An 18,504-nucleotide genomic window follows, 5' to 3' on the forward strand; every position below is an offset into this window, starting at 1 on the left:
AAGCCGCGTGCGAAGCAGCCCATGGTAATGCCGTGAAGGGGCAGGTGCCAGTGCCGAGTGCTTTGCAGAACGCACAGCATGCCGTTTGCTGGCCTCGTCATAGGAACCAGCGGTACTCCCGGGCGCTCACCTCTTGCATGAACGCCAGGTGGTCCTGGCGCTTGTTTTCGCAGTACACCATCACGAACTCCTCCCCCAGGGCTTGTTTGGCCGCCGGGTGGTGCCGCATGGCGGTCACGGCGCTGAGCATGTCCGTGGGGAAATCGATGCCGCTGCTGCGGTCCTCGTTCAGCGGGGCGATCGGTTCCTGCTTGGCATCGAGCCCTTGTTCCATGCCGCACAGGATGGCCGCCAGTACCAGGTAAGGGTTGGCATCGGCACCGGCAAGCCGGTGTTCGATGCGCAAATTGCCTGGGTCCGATTCCGGGATGCGGATGCATGCGTCGCGGTCTTCGAAGCCCCAACTGGCGCGGCTGGCCGCATTGACCATGGCGCCGTAGCGGCGGAAGGCGTTGTGGTTGGCAGCAAAAATCGGCATGCAATGGGGCAGCAGTGCCAGGCAGCCGGCCACAGCGTGGCGAAGCGGGCGCTGGCCGCCCGCTGCCAGCAGGTTGCTGCCCGCTGCATCGTACAGGCTGACGTGCACATGCATGCCGCTGCCAGGTGCCTGCAGGTAGGGTTTACTCATGAACGAGGCGCGGTAGCCGTATTTGAGCGCGACGCCACGGGTGCTGCGGCAGAACAGTGCGGCCCAGTCTGCCGCACGCAGGCCATCATCGCAGTGGCCAAAGTTGATCTCGAACTGGCCGGGCCCCAGCTCCGCGCTGATCACGTTGGCGTCCACGCCTTGCAGGTTGGCGGTGTCGACCATGTCGCGCAGCACGTCGCCAAAGCGCGACAGCCGCTCCATGTGCATGTTCGGCTGGTTATCCGCATCGCCTGTCAGGCTGTCGCGGGGGCACTGCGGCAAGCCGTCTTTCAGCGCGCGGTCGAACAGATAGAACTCCAATTCGAATGCGACTACCGGGTGGATACCCCGCCGCGCCAGGCGTTGCAGCACCCTGGCCAGTACTTCACGGGGTTCGAACTCGATGGGCGCGGGGGTGCCGTCGGTGGTGATCAGCATCTGCCCCAGCGGTTGCTGCTCCCAGGTCACCGGCTTGAGTGTGCCGGGTATCAGCCGGCGCACGGCATCCGGGTCGCCATCGCTGAAACAGTAGTCACCGATGGGGAACAAGCCGCCTTGTGCCCCTAGCAGCACGGCATTTTGTGGCAGCTTCAGGGGGCTGCCTGCAGCAACCTTTTCCAGCATGTCGATGGGGTAGCGCTTGCCGTAGAAGTGGCCAGGGATGTCGAGGCACAGCAGATCGACATAGCGTACCTCAGGGTGGCGCGCCCTGAACGCGCGCACTTCGCTGGGCAGGTCGGGGAAGTCGGTGGCGGTGTTAGCCGTGCTGTCCAAGCCTGAGCTCATGAAACGTATCCAAGATTGTTTCAATCCAATCTAGCAGAAGCCCTACCCGGTGCCAGGCCCACGTGCTGCACCCTTGGCCTGGGTCAGGGGCTGGCCTTTCTGCGGGTTCCCCTCGCTTTGCCCCCTGCAGCCTTGCCGGTTGCCTTTTTGCCTGCGGCGGCCTTGGTTTTGCCGCCGCTTCTGCGCTTCTTTTTCCATGGTGGGGCTGCGCCGGCTGCCGGCCCGCTGATGGTCATGCGCAATCCGCTGCAGCGTTCTACCAGCTTGCCCATCCAGGCCGACTGGCGGGTGACGAATTCGTCCAGGCTCATTTCGCCGCTTTGCACCATGTCCAATGCCTGCTCCCAGATAGCGGTAGTGCCTGGGTCGGCGATGGCGCGGGGCACTGCATCGATCAGGCTGAACGCCGCAGGGGTGGCAGACAGCGCCTTGCCGTTCTTGACCAGGTAGCCGCGGTCGAGCAAGCCCTGGATGATACTGGCGCGGGTGGCCTCGGTGCCGATGCCGGTGGTTTCTTTCAGCTTCTGTTTCAGCCGCGGGTCGTCCACCAGTTTGGCCACGTTCTTCATGGCCTTGATCAGATCACCCTCGGTGAACGGCTTGGGTGGCTGGGTCCACAGGTCCTTCAGTTGCACCGCCTGTACGGCGCAGCCCTGGCCCTGGCTCAGCGCCGGCAGTACCTGAGGCGGGGCGGCTTCACGGCCCTTGGCGGGTGTGAGGGCTTCGGGCAGGGCGCGTCGCCAGCCCGGCTCGATAATCTGTTTGCCGACGGCCCGTAGGGCGTGGCCGGCGCAATCGAAGTCGGCCTGGGTGCGGTCGTATTCGTGGTTTGGCAGAAACTGCGCCAGGTAGCGGGCGCGGATCAGGGTATACACAGCCTTGTGCTTGGCCGGTAGCCGCGCCGGGTCGGTGGCGGCAGCCGTGGGGATGATGCCGTGGTGCGCGCTGACCTTGGCGTCGTTCCAGGCCCGGGAGCGGCGCTGGGGCTCCAGGTGTGGCTGCAGCGGTGCCAGGCTGGCATCGGCCCGCTGCAGTGCAGCCAGAATGCCAGGCGCCTCACTGTGCTGGCTGAGCGGCAGGTAGCCGCAGTCACTGCGTGGGTAGGTGATCAGTTTGTGTGTTTCGTACAGGGCCTGGGCGATGTCCAGGGTTTCCTGGGCACCCAGGCCGAATTTTTTTGAGCACAGCTCCTGCAAGGTGCCGAGATCAAAAGGCAGGGGGGCGGCTTCGCGCACGCGCTCTGTGCTCACCCGCGTAGCCTGTGCGACCCCGGCATTGCTGATGTCTGCTGCGGCCTGTTGCGCCAGTGCCTGGTTCAGGCAGCGGCCCTGCTCGTCGCAGGTGTCGTCCGGTGCCCGCCACTGGGCGTTGAAGGCCTGGCCGGCGTGGGCCAGTTGCACATCGATAGCCCAGAAGGGGACAGGCACGAAATCGGCGATGCTGCGGTCGCGGTCGACCACCAGGCGCAGGGTAGGGGTTTGTACCCGGCCCACTGGCAGCACCCCCTGATAGCCCGATTGCCGGCCCAGCAGGGTGAACAGCCGGCTCATGTTCATGCCGATCAGCCAGTCGGCGCGGGAGCGGCCCAGGGCCGAATGGTACAGGTTGAAGGTTTCGTGGCCGGGCAGCAGGCGGGCCAGGGCCTTGCGAATGGACGCATCGTCCAGGGCCGACAGCCACAACCGCTGTACTGGGCCTCGGTAACGGCAATGCTCGACCAGCTCGCGGGCGATCATTTCGCCTTCGCGGTCCGCGTCGGTGGCGATGACGAGCTCGCGGGCTTCGCCCAGCAGGCGCTTGACCGCCTTGAACTGGCTGGCCGTTTTGGGTTTGACCTGCATCTTCCACTGCGCCGGGATGATCGGCAGGTCGGCGAGGTTCCAGCGCTTGTAGCGCTCGTCGTAGCTGTCTGGCGGGGCGGTTTCCAGCAGGTGGCCGATGCACCAGGTTACGCAGACGTCGGTACCCTGCCAACAGCCGTCGGCCTTGCGATGGGCGCCGAGCACCTTGGCGATGTCTTTTGCCTGGGAGGGCTTTTCACACAGGAACAGGCGCATGGCCGCAGACGCTTCATCAGGTAGATGAGCACTAGGATGCGCAAGCAGGCGCCGGGAGGCAAGTTTTATCTGGATGGATGTACAGGTTTTTGTGAGGGCTTGTGTTCTGTCATCACGGCATGCGCTCGCTCGTTTACCCATTCGGTAGGCGCGAGCGCACCGCGTGACAGGGCCGCAGCGCGGCCCTGCGTGTCAGCCTTGGGCGTCGCGCAACATGTCCACGTGCGGAATACCCGCCTCCAGGAACTCCTCACTCACCACGCGAAAGCCCAGCCGTTCGTAAAACGGTGTGGCATGCACTTGGGCACTCAAGCGCTGCGTTTTCAGATCACGGTGCTGCGCTTCGGCGATTACCGCATTCATCAAGGCATCGCCCACCTTCAAACCCCGCCAGTCCTTGAGCACCGACACACGGCCGATGGTGCCGTCAGACAGCAACCTGGCCGTACCGATCGCATAGTCACCTTCAACGGCCAGGAAGTGCACCGCCGTCGGGTCGTCGGAGTCCCATTCAAGTTCAGGCGGCACGTGTTGCTCGGCGATGAACACCGCTTCACGGATGCGGCGGATGTCGGCGTTGTCCTTGTGCCAATCGGCGAGGCGCACACGAATTTTATTCATTGGCGAATCCCAGGCTTCCTTGCTTGACCAGTTGCTGCACCAGCATCAGTGCGTCTTCATCCTGTAGCCATTGGCCGAGGTTGTCGATGTGCAGGGCATCGGCTGCGCAGACCAGCTTCAGCAATTCACGCAACTTGCCAGGCAGCGGGCAGCTGCGACCGCTGGCGAACAGCAACAGGTCTTGTTCGAACTCCGACCAGGCCATGCGCGCGCTCGGGTTGCGGATCAGGATCGCACCCTGCTCGAGGGCATCGATCAGTTCTTCCTCCGACAGCTCTTCGCCGACGATTTGCTCGGGGTAGCGCGGCTCGGTCATGAACTGGCCGAACCAGGTCAGCAGCAGGTCCTTGTCACCCATGTGCTTCTCGAGCAGCGCCTTGAGGCGGTCGAGGGCATCGTGCTGGATCTGGTGAGGGTCGCTGGCGGGCTGCGCGTCGGCGTCGCTGTAGCGCTCTTCGTCCGGCAGGAACTGGCCGAGGAAGTCGGTGAAGTGGGTCAGCACTTCGGCGGCGCTTGGGGCACGGAAGCCGACAGAGTAGGTAAGGCAGTCGTCCACCGCCACGCCATAGTGGGCCAGGCGCGGTGGCAGGTAGAGCATGTCACCGGGCTCCAGGGTCCACTCACCGCTCTGCTCGAATTCGGCCAGGATGCGCAGGTCGCTGTGTTCCAGCAGCGCGCTGTCGCTGCTGCACATCTGGCCCACTTTCCAGTTGCGCTGGCCGTGGCCTTGCAGCAGGAACACGTCATAGTTGTCAAAGTGCGGGCCAACGCTGCCGCCTGGGGCCGCAAAGCTGATCATCACGTCATCGATGCGCCAGCTGGGCAGAAAACGGAAGTTTTCCAGCAGCTCGGCCACTTCCGGCACAAACTGGTCCACCGCCTGAACCAGCAGGGTCCAGTCTTTTTCTGGCAGCTCGGCGAAGGTGTCTTCGTTGAACGGGCCGCGACGCAGTTCCCAGGGGTGGGCGCCGTGCTCCAGCACGATCCGCGACTCCACTTCCTCCTCCAGCGCCAGGCCCGCGAGTTCGTCGGGGTCGATTGGGCTGATGAAATCGGGGAACGCCTGGCGCACCAGCAGCGGCTTCTTCTGCCAGTAGTCGCGCATGAATTCACGGGCAGAAATGCCGCCCAGCAGCTGCAGTGGAGTATCAGGATTCATGTTCAACCTATTGAAAAATCGTAATTTTCGTACGGGAATAAAAACGCCCGGCCAGGCCGGGCGTTGGGCGCGACGGTTGCTTTAGACGCGCTTGGCCTGGGCTGCCGCGTTACCGATGTAGGTCGCGGGGGTCAGCTGCTTGAGCTCGGCCTTGGCGTCGGCTGGCATGTCCAGGCCGTCGATGAAGGTCAGCAGTGCATCAGGGGTGATGCCCTTGCCACGGGTCAGCTCCTTGAGCTTCTCGTAGGGGTTCTCGATGTTGAAGCGACGCATGACGGTCTGGATCGGCTCGGCGAGCACTTCCCAGCAGGCGTCGAGGTCGGCCGCGATGCGGGCTTCGTTCACTTCCAGCTTGCCGATGCCTTTCAGGCTGGCTTCGTAGGCGATGACGCTGTGGGCAAAACCCACGCCCAGGTTGCGCAGCACGGTGGAGTCGGTGAGGTCGCGCTGCCAGCGCGAGATCGGCAGCTTGCTGGCCAGGTGCTGGAACAGCGCGTTGGCGATGCCCAGGTTGCCTTCGGAGTTCTCGAAGTCGATCGGGTTGACCTTGTGCGGCATGGTCGATGAGCCGATTTCGCCAGCCACGGTCTTCTGTTTGAAGTAACCCAGCGAAATGTAGCCCCACACATCCCGGTCGAAGTCGATGAGGATGGTGTTGAAGCGGGCAATGGCATCGAACAGCTCGGCGATGTAGTCGTGCGGCTCGATTTGCGTGGTGTAGGGGTTGAACTGCAGGCCCAGTTCGTCTTCGATGAAGGCGCGGGCGTTCTGCTCCCAGTCGACCTGCGAGTAGGCCGACAGGTGGGCGTTGTAGTTGCCCACGGCACCGTTGATCTTGCCCAGCAGCGGCACGGCCGCCACTTGGGCGATCTGGCGCTCCAGGCGGTACACGACGTTGGCCAGCTCCTTGCCGAGGGTGGTTGGCGAGGCTGGCTGGCCGTGGGTGCGCGACAGCATCGGCACCTCGGCGTGGGCATGGGCCAGGGCACGGATGGCCTCGGCGATCTGGCGCATCAGCGGCAGCAGCACGTCATCACGGCCAGCGCGCAGCATCAGGGCGTGGGACAGGTTGTTGATGTCCTCGCTGGTGCAGGCGAAGTGGATGAACTCGCTGACTTTGGCCAGCTCTGGCAACTGGGCAGCCTGCTCCTTGAGCAGGTACTCGATAGCCTTGACGTCGTGGTTGGTGGTGCGCTCGATTTCCTTGACGCGTTCGGCGTGTTCAAGCTTGAAATCGGTGGCCAGGCTGTCGAGCACGGCGTTGGCCTCGGCCGAGAACGCCGGCACTTCGCCGATTTGCGGGTGGGCCGCCAGGCGCTGCAACCAGCGCACTTCGACCAGGGCGCGGAAACGGATCAGGCCGAATTCGCTGAAGATGGGGCGCAAGGCCTGGGTTTTGCCGGCGTAACGGCCGTCAACAGGGGAAACCGCAGTGAGCGAAGAAAGCTGCATGGGGTGTTCTCGGACAGTCAGGCTTTTGGAGGGCGCATATCATACATTAAAAGGCAGCCACAATCCACGAAGCTGCAAGCTGCAAGCTGCAAGCTGCAAGCTAAAAGCCGCAAGCTACAAGCTACAAGCTACAAGCTACAAGCTACAAGCTACAAGCTAAAGGCGAACTGCTTCTACTTGCAGCTTGCAGCTTACCGCTTGAAGCTACCTAACCATGTCGTAAAGTTCGTTGAGCAGTTTGCGGCGGCTGAATACCAGTTGCCAGCGGTGGCCGCCCAGCTGGCGCCACAGGCGGGCGGCGCGGATGCCGGCCAGCAGCAGGGCGCGGATTTTCGAGGCGTTGCTGGCCTGCTGCAGGAAACGCATGTCGCCGTGCACCTGAATACGTTGGCGCAAGGTGCTGAGGGTGTCCTGGTACAAGGCTCCACTGGAGGCGATGACGTTTTCATGAACCAGGCCGAAATGGTCGGCCTGGGACTGAATTTGCGGCAGGCGGTTGCCGATGGTGTCCAGCAAGTCGCCGCGCTTGTTCAGCTGGCGCTCGAGGCCCAGCATCGACAGGGCATAACGCAGGGGTTCGCGCTGCAGGCTGCTGGGGTCGCGCTCCAGGGCGCCTACCAGTGCACGGTAGCCGTCGCGCAGGTTGAGGTCGTCGCCACCGAACACCTCCAGGGTGTCCTTTGGGTCACGCACCAGCAGGCTGCCCAGCATGCAGCCGATGTTGGCCTCGCTGGCCTGGCCGGTACGGGCAATGCGGTCGACCAGCACGGCGGCCTGGAACACCCCGCCCAGCGCTACCAGTTGCTCCTGCAGGTTGGTCATGAGCGCGGGCTCCAGGGCTCTGCGGTTTCGATGACGCCACCACCCAGGCACACCTGGCCGTCGTAGAACACCACCGACTGGCCAGGGGTAACGGCCCGTTGCGGCTCGTCGAACACGGCGCGGTAGCCACTGGCGGTGCGCTCCAGGGTGCAGGGCTGGTCGCTCTGGCGGTAGCGCACCTTGGCGGTGAGGTTGCGTGGGCCGGTGAGGTCAACCGGGTTGACCCAGAAAATCTCCGAGGCGAGCAGGGCACGGGAGAACAGCCAGGGGTGTTCGTTGCCTTGGCCGACCACCAGCACGTTGCGCTCCAGGTCCTTGTGCAGCACGTACCACGGCTCGTCACCGGCGTCTTTCAGGCCGCCGATACCCAGGCCCTGGCGCTGGCCGATGGTGTGGTACATCAGGCCGTGGTGGCGGCCAATCACTTCACCGTCCGTGGTTTCGATGTCGCCTGGCTGCGCCGGCAGGTACTGCTTGAGGAAGTCGCTGAAGCGGCGCTCGCCAATGAAGCAAATGCCCGTGGAGTCTTTCTTCTTGGCGGTAGCCAGGCCATGTTTCTCGGCGATGGCACGCACCTCGGGCTTTTCCAGCTCACCCACCGGGAACAGGGTGCGGGCGATTTCCTTGCCGCCCACGGCATGCAGGAAGTAGCTCTGGTCCTTGTTCGGGTCCAGGCCCTTGAGCAGCTCGGTGACAGCGCCGGTGTCGCGGCGGCGTACGTAGTGGCCGGTGGCGATCAGGTCGGCACCCAGCGACAGGGCGTAATCGAGGAACGCCTTGAACTTGATTTCGCGGTTGCAGAGGATGTCGGGGTTGGGCGTGCGGCCCGCCTTGTACTCTTCGAGGAAGTGCTCGAACACATGGTCCCAGTACTCGGCGGCGAAGTTGGCCGTGTGCAGCTTTATGCCAATGCGGTCGCATACGGCCTGGGCGTCTGCCAGGTCTTCGCGGGCGGTGCAGTATTCGGTGCCGTCGTCCTCTTCCCAGTTTTTCATGAACAGCCCTTCCACCTGGTAGCCCTGCTCGATGAGCAGAAGGGCGGAGACGGAAGAGTCCACGCCGCCGGACATGCCGACGATGACGCGGGTCTTGGCGGGGTCTTTAAGTACTGGGCTGGTCATGGTTACCGGTGTGTATCAAGGGGGAAAAACGCCGATTCTATCAAACCCGCAGCGGCGCGTCAGTCGCGCAGCAGGGCAAGGCTGTGCAAGGAGCCAGCCAGGTAGTCGTCAAGGCAGCGCGGTACCAGTTCGCTGCGCCAGCGCGCCGGGTCGGCCAGCAACTCGTCGCGGGTCAGCCACAGCGCACGGGTAATGTCGCTGTCCAGGGCCAGGTCGGCATGATGGCGCACGGGGCGTGCGGCAAAGCAGATGCGCTGGTAGGTCACGCCGTTGCTGGGTGCGGTGTACAGGTAGATACCCACCAGGCCGGTTAACTCGACCTCCCAGGCGGTTTCTTCCAGGGTTTCGCGCAAGGCGGCCTGGGCCAGGCTTTCATCAGGTTCCAGGTGGCCAGCAGGTTGGTTGAATACGGCTTTACCGGCCTTGAACTCCTCGACAAAGAGAAATTTGCCATCTTGCTCAATTACGGTGGCGACGGTGATATGGGGTTGCCAGGACACGATCAGTACTCCTTAGGAGCTGCAAGCTGCAAGCTGCAAGCTTCAAGCTTCAAGCTTCAAGACAAGGCGTGCGCGAACCGCTTTTACTTGTAGCTTGCAGCTTGAAACTTGCAGCTGAAAAAAAACCCCGGTGCGTGGCCGGGGTTTTTGCTGTTACTTCAAGCCAAGCTTACAGGGCTGCAATAGCGCTGTTCAGGGTCTGGCTTGGGCGCATCACCTTGGCGGTCAGCTCGGCATCCGGGGCGTAGTAGCCACCGATGTCGACTGGCTTGCCTTGCACCGCATTCAGTTCGGCAACGATGGCCTCTTCGTTATCACCCAGGGCCTTGGCCAGTGGCGCGAAGCGAGCCTGCAAGGCGGCGTCGTCGTTCTGTGCGGCCAGTGCCTGGGCCCAGTACAGGGTCAGGTAGAAGTGGCTGCCACGGTTGTCGATACCGCCGACCTTGCGCGAAGGCGACTTGTTGGTGTCGAGGAACTTGCCAGTGGCCTGGTCCAGGGTGCTGGCCAGCACTTTTGCACGTGGGTTGTCATAGGTGTTGCCCAGGTGCTCCAGCGATGCGGCCAGGGCCAGGAATTCACCCAGCGAGTCCCAGCGCAGGAAGTTCTCTTCCACCAGTTGCTGTACGTGCTTGGGTGCCGAGCCGCCAGCGCCGGTTTCGAACAGGCCACCGCCGCTCATCAGCGGGACAATGGACAGCATCTTGGCGCTGGTGCCCAGTTCCATGATCGGGAACAGGTCGGTGAGGTAGTCGCGCAGCACGTTGCCGGTCACCGAGATGGTGTCCTTGCCTTCGCGGATGCGGGCCAGGGAGAACTTGATGGCCTCTACCGGGGCCAGGATGCGGATGTCCAGGCCGGAAGTGTCGTGGTCTTTCAGGTACTTCTGCACCTTCTCGATCATGACGCCGTCGTGGGCGCGGGCCGGGTCCAGCCAGAACACCGCAGGGGTGCTGCTGAGGCGGGCACGGTTGACGGCCAGCTTGACCCAGTCCTGGATCGGCGCGTCTTTCACCTGGCACATACGGAAGATGTCACCGGCTTCGACGTTCTGCTCCAGCACCACGGTGCCCTTGCTGTCGACCACCCGTACCACACCGTCGGCCTGGATCTGGAAGGTCTTGTCGTGGGAGCCGTACTCTTCGGCTTTCTGCGCCATCAGGCCAACGTTCGGTACGCTGCCCATGGTGGTCGGGTCGAAGGCGCCGTTGGCCTTGCAGTCTTCGATGGTGGCCTGGTAGATGCCGGCGTAGCAGCGGTCCGGGATCACAGCCTTGGCGTCCTGCAGCTCACCTGCGGTGTTCCACATCTTGCCCGAGTCACGGATCATGGCCGGCATCGAGGCGTCGACGATCACGTCGCTTGGCACGTGCAGGTTGGTGATGCCCTTGTCGGAGTTGACCATGGCCAGGGCCGGGCGCTGGGCGTACAGGGCCTGGATGTCGGCTTCGATCTCGGCCTGCTTGTCGGCTGGCAGGTCCTTGATGCGGGCGTACAGGTCGCCGATGCCGTTGTTGGCGTTGAAGCCGACTTCGGCCAGCGCTGCGGCATGCTTGGCCAGCACATCGTTGTAGAACTCTTCGACGATCACGCCGAACATGATCGGGTCGGACACCTTCATCATGGTGGCCTTCAGGTGCACCGACAGCAGCACGCCAGACGCCTTGGCGTCGGCGATCTGCTCGGCGATGAAGGCTTTCAGGGCCTTGCGGCTCATGGTGGCGCAGTCGATGACTTCAGCTGCCTTGACGGCGGTTTTTTCTTTCAGGACGGTGGTGGTGCCATCCTTGCCGACCAGCTCGATACGCAGGCTGTCGTCAGCTTCGATCAGGGCGGCCTTTTCGCTGCCGTAGAAGTCGCCTTGGGTCATGTGAGCCACGTGCGACTTGGAGTCGGCAGCCCAGGCGCCCATCTTGTGCGGGTGCTTGCGTGCGTAGTTCTTGACCGACAGCGGGGCGCGGCGGTCGGAGTTGCCTTCGCGCAGTACCGGGTTTACCGCCGAACCCTTGATGCGGTCGTAGCGGGCGCGGGATTCTTTCTCTTGCGCGGTGGCCGGCTCGTCAGCGTAGTCAGGGATGTTGTAGCCCTTGGCTTGCAGTTCCTTGATCGCGGCCTTGAGCTGCGGTACCGAGGCGCTGATGTTAGGCAGCTTGATGATGTTGGCTTCAGGGGTGGTAGCCAGCTGGCCCAGTTCCGCCAGGTGATCGCCTACTTGCTTCTCTGCGCCCAGTTGCTCCGGGAAGGCGGCGAGGATGCGACCGGCCAGGGAGATATCGCGGGTTTCGACGGCGATGTCAGCGCAAGCGGTGAAGGCTTCGATGATCGGCAGCAGCGAGTAGGTGGCGAGGGCGGGGGCTTCGTCGGTGAAGGTATAGATGATCTTGGAACGGGTGGGCATGCGGGTTAACTCTCTGTGTGCTGAGCGTGCTCGAGTCTCGTGCTGCGCAGGGTAGGCGCATCGCCCTGGCAGCGCCATGAGCGGAAAGTCGAGAGGCTGCGAGCGGTGATGGTGGATGCATCAGTCGAGCGTCAAGTGCCGAGCTGCGGTAACAACCCGGGCTTCGTGGCCTTCGATGGCCAAGGGCGGTCCGCATTTTTCCAAGGGATCGCCCCGATGACCCTACGGTCGCGGGGCAGTATATCAAACCAATCGGACTAATCAGCAAGGCCAGGTGATATCAGCCCATTTATAAGACGAAAGACGTAGCGGCAATGTGGCCGGTTGTCGCAGCTACCGGGCGCCGGCCGAGGCTCGGCATTTTGTAACTTGCTGCTTCTAACTTGCAGGGTGTGAAAGCTGGATTAGGCTGTGTGGATCGCATGATGTCCAACCCACACCCGACCGCGGAGTAGTGCAAGCATGGGATACCAGAAAATCAAGGTGCCAGCCGATGGCGCCAAGATCACCGTCAATGCCGACCATTCGCTCAATGTGCCTGACAACCCCGTCATCCCCTACATCGAAGGGGACGGCATCGGCATCGATGTCTCGCCGGTCATGATCAAGGTGGTCGACGCTGCGGTGCACAAGGCCTACGGCGGCAAGCGCAAGATCGCCTGGATGGAGGTGTACGCCGGGGAGAAGGCCACCCAGGTCTATGACCAGGACACCTGGCTGCCTCAGGAAACCCTGGATGCTGTGCGCGACTACGTGGTGTCCATCAAGGGGCCGCTGACCACGCCGGTGGGGGGTGGCATCCGTTCGCTGAACGTGGCGCTGCGCCAGCAGCTTGACCTGTACGTCTGCCTGCGCCCGGTATTGTGGTTCCAGGGGGTGCCCAGCCCGGTCAAGAAGCCGGGTGACGTGGACATGGTGATCTTCCGCGAGAACTCCGAGGACATCTATGCCGGCATCGAATGGAAGGCGGGCTCCCCTGAAGCCGACAAGGTGATCAAGTTCCTGAAAGAAGAGATGGGGGTCACCAAGATCCGCTTCGACCAGGACTGCGGCATCGGCATCAAGCCGGTGTCGCGCGAGGGCACCAAGCGGCTGGTGCGCAAGGCCTTGCAATACGTGGTGGACAACGACCGCGAATCGCTGACGTTGGTGCACAAGGGCAACATCATGAAGTTCACCGAGGGCGCTTTCAAAGACTGGGGCTACGAGGTGGCGCGTGACGAGTTCGGCGCCGAACTGCTCGATGGCGGCCCGTGGATGCGCTTCAAGAACCCGAAGTCCGGCCGCGAGGTCATCGTCAAGGACGCCATCGCCGATGCCATGCTGCAGCAGATCCTGCTGCGCCCGGCCGAATACGATGTGATCGCCACCCTCAACCTCAACGGTGACTACCTGTCCGATGCGCTGGCCGCCGAGGTCGGGGGTATCGGCATCGCGCCGGGCGCCAACCTGTCCGATACGGTCGCCATGTTCGAGGCCACCCACGGCACGGCGCCCAAATATGCGGGGCAGGACAAGGTCAACCCGGGGTCGGTGATTCTGTCTGCAGAAATGATGCTCAGGCACATGGGCTGGACCGAAGCAGCCGACCTGATCATCAAGGGCACCAATGGGGCCATCGCCGCCAAGACGGTGACCTATGATTTCGAAAGGCTGATGGACGGTGCCACCCTGGTGGGCAGCTCAGGCTTTGGCGAGGCAATGATCAAGCACATGTAACCGCACCGCAAGCCGGCCGCTGCCTTGCAGGCAAGCGGCCGGTCACTGGCCAAACAAGGGCGCCCAGCCCTGTCAGGCGTCGGCGGTGTTGCTGGCTGCAGCCGTGCTAGCCTGGGCCTGGGTGACAGCGCTCGTGATGTTCACCGCATGCAGCCCCTTGGGCCCCTGGATGATATCGAACGTCACGGCCTGCCCGGCCTTCAGGGTTTTGTATCCGTCCATCTGGATGGCTGAAAAGTGGGCGAAAAGGTCTTCATCCTTGCCATCTTCAAGGACGAACCCATAGCCCTTGGCATTGTTGAACCACTTGACTTTGCCGCTTGCCATCCCTATGTCCCTCTGCAAAGGACTCCATCACTGGAGTATCATCCACGTCATCCGCATACGAACCTGCGAAAAAATCGGGTTGACTGCGCGGATCTTTATTGACCACGGTGGGTTCTTATTGGTTGTAACACCGTTTTGCCGATAGTCAAGGTCATGCGGCGGCTGCACCAACGGCCTGCTGCAGGGTCAACCCATAACCTTATCCTGTCGATGTGATGAAATTCTTTCCATGCATGCACACAGCCAGATTCGACTAACATTCAATCAGGATCGCCCTCAATCCAACGAGGACGATGGCGCTGGTCTGGCGGTTCAGGAAGCCAAGCCGATCCTGCAGGCCCCACCGATGTACAAGGTGGTTTTATTCAACGATGACTACACGCCGATGGATTTCGTCGTCGAAGTGCTCGAAACGTTCTTTAATCTGAACCGCGAGCTGGCGACCAAGATCATGCTGACCGTCCATACCGAAGGGCGGGCAGTGTGCGGATTGTTTACCCGCGACATCGCCGAAACAAAGGCCATGCAGGTCAACCAATACGCCAGGGAAAGCCAGCATCCGCTACTCTGTGAAATCGAGAAGGACGGTTAATCGCCGACCACTTGGGTATGAGGTGAAGCTATGTTAAACCGCGAGCTCGAAGTCACCCTCAATCTTGCCTTCAAGGAGGCCCGTTCGAAGCGTCATGAGTTCATGACCGTCGAACATCTGCTGCTGGCACTCCTTGACAATGAGGCTGCCGCGACGGTTCTGCGCGCCTGTGGCGCCAATCTCGACAAGCTCAAGCACGACCTGCAAGAGTTCATCGATTCAACCACGCCGCTGATCCCGGTCAGCGACGAAGACCGTGAAACCCAGCCCACCCTGGGCTTCCAGCGGGTGCTGCAGCGTGCCGTGTTCCACGTGCAAAGCTCTGGCAAGCGCGAAGTCACCGGGGCCAACGTGCTGGTGGCCATTTTCAGCGAACAGGAAAGCCAGGCCGTGTTCCTGCTCAAGCAGCAGAGCGTGGCCCGTATCGACGTGGTCAACTTCATCGCCCATGGCATCTCCAAGGTGCCTGGCCACGGCCCGCATTCCGAAAGCGACCAGGAAATGCAGGACGAGGACGGTGGCGAAACCACATCCTCCAGCAACCCGCTGGATGCCTACGCCAGCAACCTGAACGAGCTGGCCCGTGCCGGGCGCATCGACCCGCTGGTGGGCCGCGAACAGGAAGTGGAGCGCGTGGCGCAGATTCTGGCGCGTCGCCGCAAGAACAACCCGCTGCTGGTGGGTGAGGCGGGGGTGGGCAAAACCGCCATCGCCGAAGGCCTGGCCAAGCGTATCGTTGATGGCCAGGTGCCCGACCTGCTGGCCCAAAGCGTGGTCTACTCCCTGGACCTCGGCGCGTTGCTGGCCGGTACCAAGTACCGCGGCGACTTCGAGAAGCGCTTCAAGGCGCTGCTTGGCGAGTTGCGTAAACGCCCGCAGGCCATCCTGTTCATCGACGAGATTCACACCATCATCGGTGCCGGTGCGGCGTCGGGCGGGGTGATGGATGCCTCCAACCTGCTCAAACCGCTGCTGTCGTCGGGTGAAATCCGTTGCATCGGCTCTACCACGTTCCAGGAATTCCGCGGCATCTTCGAGAAAGACCGGGCTTTGGCCCGCCGCTTCCAGAAGGTGGATGTGAGCGAGCCGTCGGTGGAAGACACCGTGGGCATCCTGCGTGGCCTGAAAGGCCGCTTCGAGAGCCACCACAATATCGAGTACAGCGATGAGGCGCTGCGCGCCGCTGCGGAACTCGCTTCGCGGTACATCAACGATCGCCACATGCCTGACAAGGCCATTGATGTGATCGACGAAGCGGGTGCTTACCAGCGCCTGCAGCCAGAAGCCAACCGTGTGAAGCGTATCGATGTGCCGCAGGTTGAAGACATCGTTGCCAAGATCGCGCGCATTCCGCCAAAGCATGTCACCAGCTCCGACAAGGAACTGCTGCGTAACCTGGAGCGTGACCTGAAGCTGACCGTGTTCGGCCAGGATGCTGCCATCGACTCGTTGGCTACCGCGATCAAGCTGTCTCGCGCCGGGCTCAAATCGCCCGACAAACCTGTCGGTTCGTTCCTGTTCGCCGGCCCTACCGGCGTGGGCAAGACCGAGGCGGCACGGCAGTTGGCCAAGGCCCTGGGTGTGGAGCTTGTGCGCTTCGACATGTCGGAATACATGGAGCGCCACACCGTGTCGCGCCTGATCGGTGCGCCACCCGGGTATGTGGGCTTCGACCAGGGCGGTCTGCTGACCGAAGCCATCACCAAGCAACCTCACTGCGTATTGCTGCTCGACGAAATCGAGAAGGCCCACCCGGAAGTCTTCAACCTGCTGTTGCAGGTGATGGACCACGGTACCCTTACCGATAACAACGGGCGCAAGGCGGACTTCCGTAACGTGATCCTGATCATGACCACCAACGCCGGGGCAGAAACGGCAGCGCGGGCCTCGATCGGCTTCACTCATCAGGACCATGCGTCCGATGCCATGGAGGTCATCCGCAAAAGCTTCACGCCGGAGTTCCGCAACCGCCTGGACACCATCATCCAGTTTGGCCGCCTGAGCACCGAAACCATCAAGAGCATCGTCGACAAGTTCCTTATCGAGTTGCAGGCTCAGCTGGAGGACAAGCGCGTGTTGTTGGAAGTCAGCGATGCCGCACGCGGCTGGCTGGCAGTATCGGGCTACGACGTGCAGATGGGCGCACGGCCGATGGCGCGGTTGATCCAGGACAAGATCAAGCGGCCGCTGGCCGAGGAGATCCTGTTCGGGGAGCTGGCCGAGCATGGCGGTGTGGTGCATGTCGACTTGCGTGACGGCGAGCTGGTGTTCGACTTCGAGACTACCGCCGAGGTGGCGTAAGGGTGTTGGGGCCGCCTTGCGGCCCCTCTGTCGCCCACAAAAAAGCCCGGCACATGGCCGGGCTTTTTCATGGCTGGAGCTTAGCGCGCACGGTAGGTGATGCGGCCCTTGCTCAGGTCGTATGGCGTCAGCTCGACGCGAACCTTGTCGCCAGTGAGAATACGGATGTAGTTTTTGCGCATCTTTCCGGAGATGTGCGCGGTTACGACGTGCCCGTTTTCCAACTCCACGCGGAACATGGTGTTGGGCAGGGTGTCGACGACAGTACCTTCCATTTCGAAGCTGTCTTCTTTCGACATGCAGTTGAGCCCTCGGATCCAGTGTTGGCCCGACGCATAACCGCACCGGGCAAAAAAGTGGCGTGGATTATGCCGGAAAACTGTGTTTCAAGCCAATGCTTTCAATTGAGGGTGACCCAGCGCTGGTTTATCAGCAATTCGATGGGCCGGTACTGCGTCTTGTAGTTCATCTTCTTGCAGTTCTTGATCCAGTAACCCAGGTAAACCGCCTCCAGGCCCTGGCGCAACGCCTCGCCGATCTGCCACAAAATGGCGAAGCGGCCCAGGCTGCGTCGCTCTTCGTCAGGCTCGTAAAAGGTGTAGACGGCAGACAGGCCGTTGGGCAACAGGTCGCACACTGCTACCGCCAGCAGGCGCCCGCCGGCGCGGAACTCGTAAAACCAGCAAAACGGCAGGTCACGTACCAGAAAGGTGGAAAACTGGTCACGGCTGGGTGGGTACATGTCGCCGTCGGCATGCCGGGCCTCGATGTAGCGCCGGTACAGCTCGAAATATTCTTCTTTGAAGGCGGGGCGTGCTGCGGTCACCGTCATGTCGGTGTTGCGCTTGAGAATGCGCCGCTGCTGGCGGCTGGGGGCGAAGCGTGCAGCCGGGATGCGTGCCGGCACGCAGGCATTGCAGTTCTGGCAATGGGGGCGATACAGGTGATCGCCGCTGCGACGGAAGCCCATTTCCGACAGATCGGCGTACACGTGCACGTCCATCGGCTGGCTGGGGTCCAGAAACAGGGTGGTGGCCTGCTCGTCTGGCAGGTAGCTGCAGGAGTGGGGTTGAGTGGCATAAAACTTCAACCGCGCCAGCTCTGTCATGATCAACCCCCTCGGTAAGACGTTGCCTTAAGTGTAAGCCAGCTGTAGAAACTCGCCTAGGCGACCCAGCTGGCACTGTTGGGTTGGTCCAGATGGCGGTCGAGGTAGCGGGCGAACTCGGCGCGGCTGATGGCGTGCGCGCCCAGGCTGTGCAGGTGGTTGGTGGGCATCTGGCAGTCGACCAGCACGAAGCCGGCCTCGCGCAAGTGGTTCACCAGGGTTACAAAGCCTACCTTGGAGGCGTTGTCGGCGTGGCTGAACATCGACTCCCCGAAAAACAGCTGGCCCATGGCTAGGCCATACAGGCCACCCACCAGCTCGCCATCCTGGCGTACCTCCACGGAGTGAGCGATGCCGCGGCGATGCAGCTCGCAATAGGCAGCGCACATGCTGTCAGTGATCCAGGTGCCGTCGGTGTAGCTGCGCGGCGCGGCGCAGGCCGCGATCACGCCGGCAAAGTCCGTGTCGAAGCTGACCTGGTAGCGGCCCTGGCGCATCAGCTTGGCCAAGGAGCGCGAGACATGTAGCTGGCCGGGCAGCAGCACCGTGCGTGGGTCGGGCGACCACCACATGATCGGCTGGCCGTCCTGGTACCACGGAAAGCAGCCATGCCGATACGCCTGCACCAGGCGCTCGGGGCTCAGGTCGCCGCCGGCGGCCAGCAGGCCGTTGGGTTCTTGCAGGGCCTTTTCCAGTGGCGGGAAGGTGAGGGCGTCGCGGGTGAGCCAGGTCAGCATGGTCTGCCTAACGGTGGGGGAGGGGAGAGGGGCAGCATGGCGCGGGTACTTGCCAGGGTCAATGCCGAGGGGGCTGATGTGCGGCGGCGCCTCACAACCGAATAGGCAAATTCCCACGC

16 protein-coding genes are annotated in these 18,504 nt (G+C 62.6%); 3 read left to right on the forward strand and 13 right to left on the reverse strand.

What is annotated here, in order from left to right:
• Nucleotides 1–97: 97 nt before the first annotated feature.
• The 9 genes from IAE36_RS06420 to IAE36_RS06460 all read right to left on the reverse strand — a co-directional run bounded on the left by IAE36_RS06420 (nucleotide 98) and on the right by IAE36_RS06460 (nucleotide 11,601).
• A complete protein-coding gene (locus IAE36_RS06420; RefSeq protein WP_201211219.1) occupies nucleotides 98–1,474 on the reverse strand; it encodes a glutamine synthetase family protein in 1,377 nt (458 codons plus the stop codon).
• Between the two features lie 83 nt (nucleotides 1,475–1,557).
• Entirely contained in the window at nucleotides 1,558–3,531 is a 1,974-nt protein-coding gene (locus IAE36_RS06425) for a DNA topoisomerase III (protein ID WP_201211221.1), read from the reverse strand.
• 192 nt (nucleotides 3,532–3,723) lie between these two features.
• The gene (locus tag IAE36_RS06430) at nucleotides 3,724–4,152 is read right to left on the reverse strand and encodes a GNAT family N-acetyltransferase (protein ID WP_028632333.1); all 429 of its coding nucleotides are present in this window, start codon (nucleotides 4,150–4,152) and stop codon (nucleotides 3,724–3,726) included.
• Nucleotides 4,145–5,311, reverse strand: coding sequence for a ribosomal protein uL16 3-hydroxylase (locus IAE36_RS06435; protein WP_060482933.1), 1,167 nt, complete (start codon nucleotides 5,309–5,311; stop codon nucleotides 4,145–4,147). Before IAE36_RS06435 ends, IAE36_RS06430 begins: the two co-directional genes overlap by 8 nt.
• 81 nt (nucleotides 5,312–5,392) lie before the next feature.
• A complete protein-coding gene (purB, locus tag IAE36_RS06440; RefSeq protein WP_028632335.1) occupies nucleotides 5,393–6,763 on the reverse strand; it encodes an adenylosuccinate lyase in 1,371 nt (456 codons plus the stop codon).
• A 204-nt stretch (nucleotides 6,764–6,967) separates the two neighbouring features.
• Nucleotides 6,968–7,585, reverse strand: a complete 618-nt coding sequence (gene hflD, locus IAE36_RS06445; protein ID WP_028632336.1) for a high frequency lysogenization protein HflD — start codon at nucleotides 7,583–7,585, stop codon at nucleotides 6,968–6,970.
• Nucleotides 7,582–8,706, reverse strand: coding sequence for a tRNA 2-thiouridine(34) synthase MnmA (gene mnmA / locus IAE36_RS06450; protein ID WP_201211230.1), 1,125 nt, complete (start codon nucleotides 8,704–8,706; stop codon nucleotides 7,582–7,584). Before mnmA ends, hflD begins: the two co-directional genes overlap by 4 nt.
• A 59-nt stretch (nucleotides 8,707–8,765) precedes the next feature.
• Nucleotides 8,766–9,206 (reverse strand): NUDIX hydrolase, encoded by a 441-nt coding sequence (locus tag IAE36_RS06455; protein ID WP_201211233.1) that lies wholly within the window; start codon nucleotides 9,204–9,206, stop codon nucleotides 8,766–8,768.
• Between the two features lie 169 nt (nucleotides 9,207–9,375).
• Entirely contained in the window at nucleotides 9,376–11,601 is a 2,226-nt protein-coding gene (locus tag IAE36_RS06460; protein ID WP_201211241.1) for an NADP-dependent isocitrate dehydrogenase, read from the reverse strand.
• A gap of 462 nt (nucleotides 11,602–12,063) precedes the next feature.
• Here IAE36_RS06460 and icd point away from each other — a divergent pair, with 462 nt between their 5' ends.
• Nucleotides 12,064–13,320, forward strand: a complete 1,257-nt coding sequence (gene icd, locus IAE36_RS06465) for an NADP-dependent isocitrate dehydrogenase (protein WP_201211249.1) — start codon at nucleotides 12,064–12,066, stop codon at nucleotides 13,318–13,320.
• Nucleotides 13,321–13,392: 72 nt separating this feature from the next.
• Here icd and cspD read toward each other — a convergent pair whose 3' ends face one another.
• Nucleotides 13,393–13,647, reverse strand: coding sequence for a cold shock domain-containing protein CspD (cspD, locus tag IAE36_RS06470; RefSeq protein ID WP_028632341.1), 255 nt, complete (start codon nucleotides 13,645–13,647; stop codon nucleotides 13,393–13,395).
• Nucleotides 13,648–13,876: 229 nt separating this feature from the next.
• On the opposite strand from cspD, the gene clpS reads away from it, so the two are divergent.
• Together clpS and clpA are read left to right on the forward strand one after the other, a co-directional pair.
• Nucleotides 13,877–14,239, forward strand: coding sequence for an ATP-dependent Clp protease adapter ClpS (gene clpS / locus IAE36_RS06475; protein ID WP_023534830.1), 363 nt, complete (start codon nucleotides 13,877–13,879; stop codon nucleotides 14,237–14,239).
• Nucleotides 14,240–14,269: 30 nt separating this feature from the next.
• Entirely contained in the window at nucleotides 14,270–16,540 is a 2,271-nt protein-coding gene (clpA, locus tag IAE36_RS06480) for an ATP-dependent Clp protease ATP-binding subunit ClpA (protein WP_028632342.1), read from the forward strand.
• An 80-nt stretch (nucleotides 16,541–16,620) separates the two neighbouring features.
• Here clpA and infA read toward each other — a convergent pair whose 3' ends face one another.
• The 3 genes from infA to aat all read right to left on the reverse strand — a co-directional run bounded on the left by infA (nucleotide 16,621) and on the right by aat (nucleotide 18,385).
• Complete coding sequence (gene infA, locus IAE36_RS06485; RefSeq protein ID WP_002553999.1) at nucleotides 16,621–16,839, reverse strand: translation initiation factor IF-1; 219 nt, start codon at nucleotides 16,837–16,839, stop codon at nucleotides 16,621–16,623.
• A gap of 101 nt (nucleotides 16,840–16,940) precedes the next feature.
• Nucleotides 16,941–17,648 carry an arginyltransferase gene (locus IAE36_RS06490; protein WP_028632343.1) on the reverse strand — a complete coding sequence of 236 codons (708 nt, stop codon included), beginning with the start codon at nucleotides 17,646–17,648 and terminating at the stop codon, nucleotides 16,941–16,943.
• Nucleotides 17,649–17,704: 56 nt separating this feature from the next.
• Nucleotides 17,705–18,385: a leucyl/phenylalanyl-tRNA--protein transferase gene (gene aat, locus IAE36_RS06495; protein ID WP_201211251.1), complete on the reverse strand. Its 681-nt coding sequence runs from the start codon at nucleotides 18,383–18,385 to the stop codon at nucleotides 17,705–17,707.
• Nucleotides 18,386–18,504: the final 119 nt, after the last annotated feature.

This window comes from Pseudomonas sp. S36 (genome assembly GCF_016647875.1).
Lineage (GTDB): Bacteria > Pseudomonadota > Gammaproteobacteria > Pseudomonadales > Pseudomonadaceae > Aquipseudomonas > Aquipseudomonas parafulva.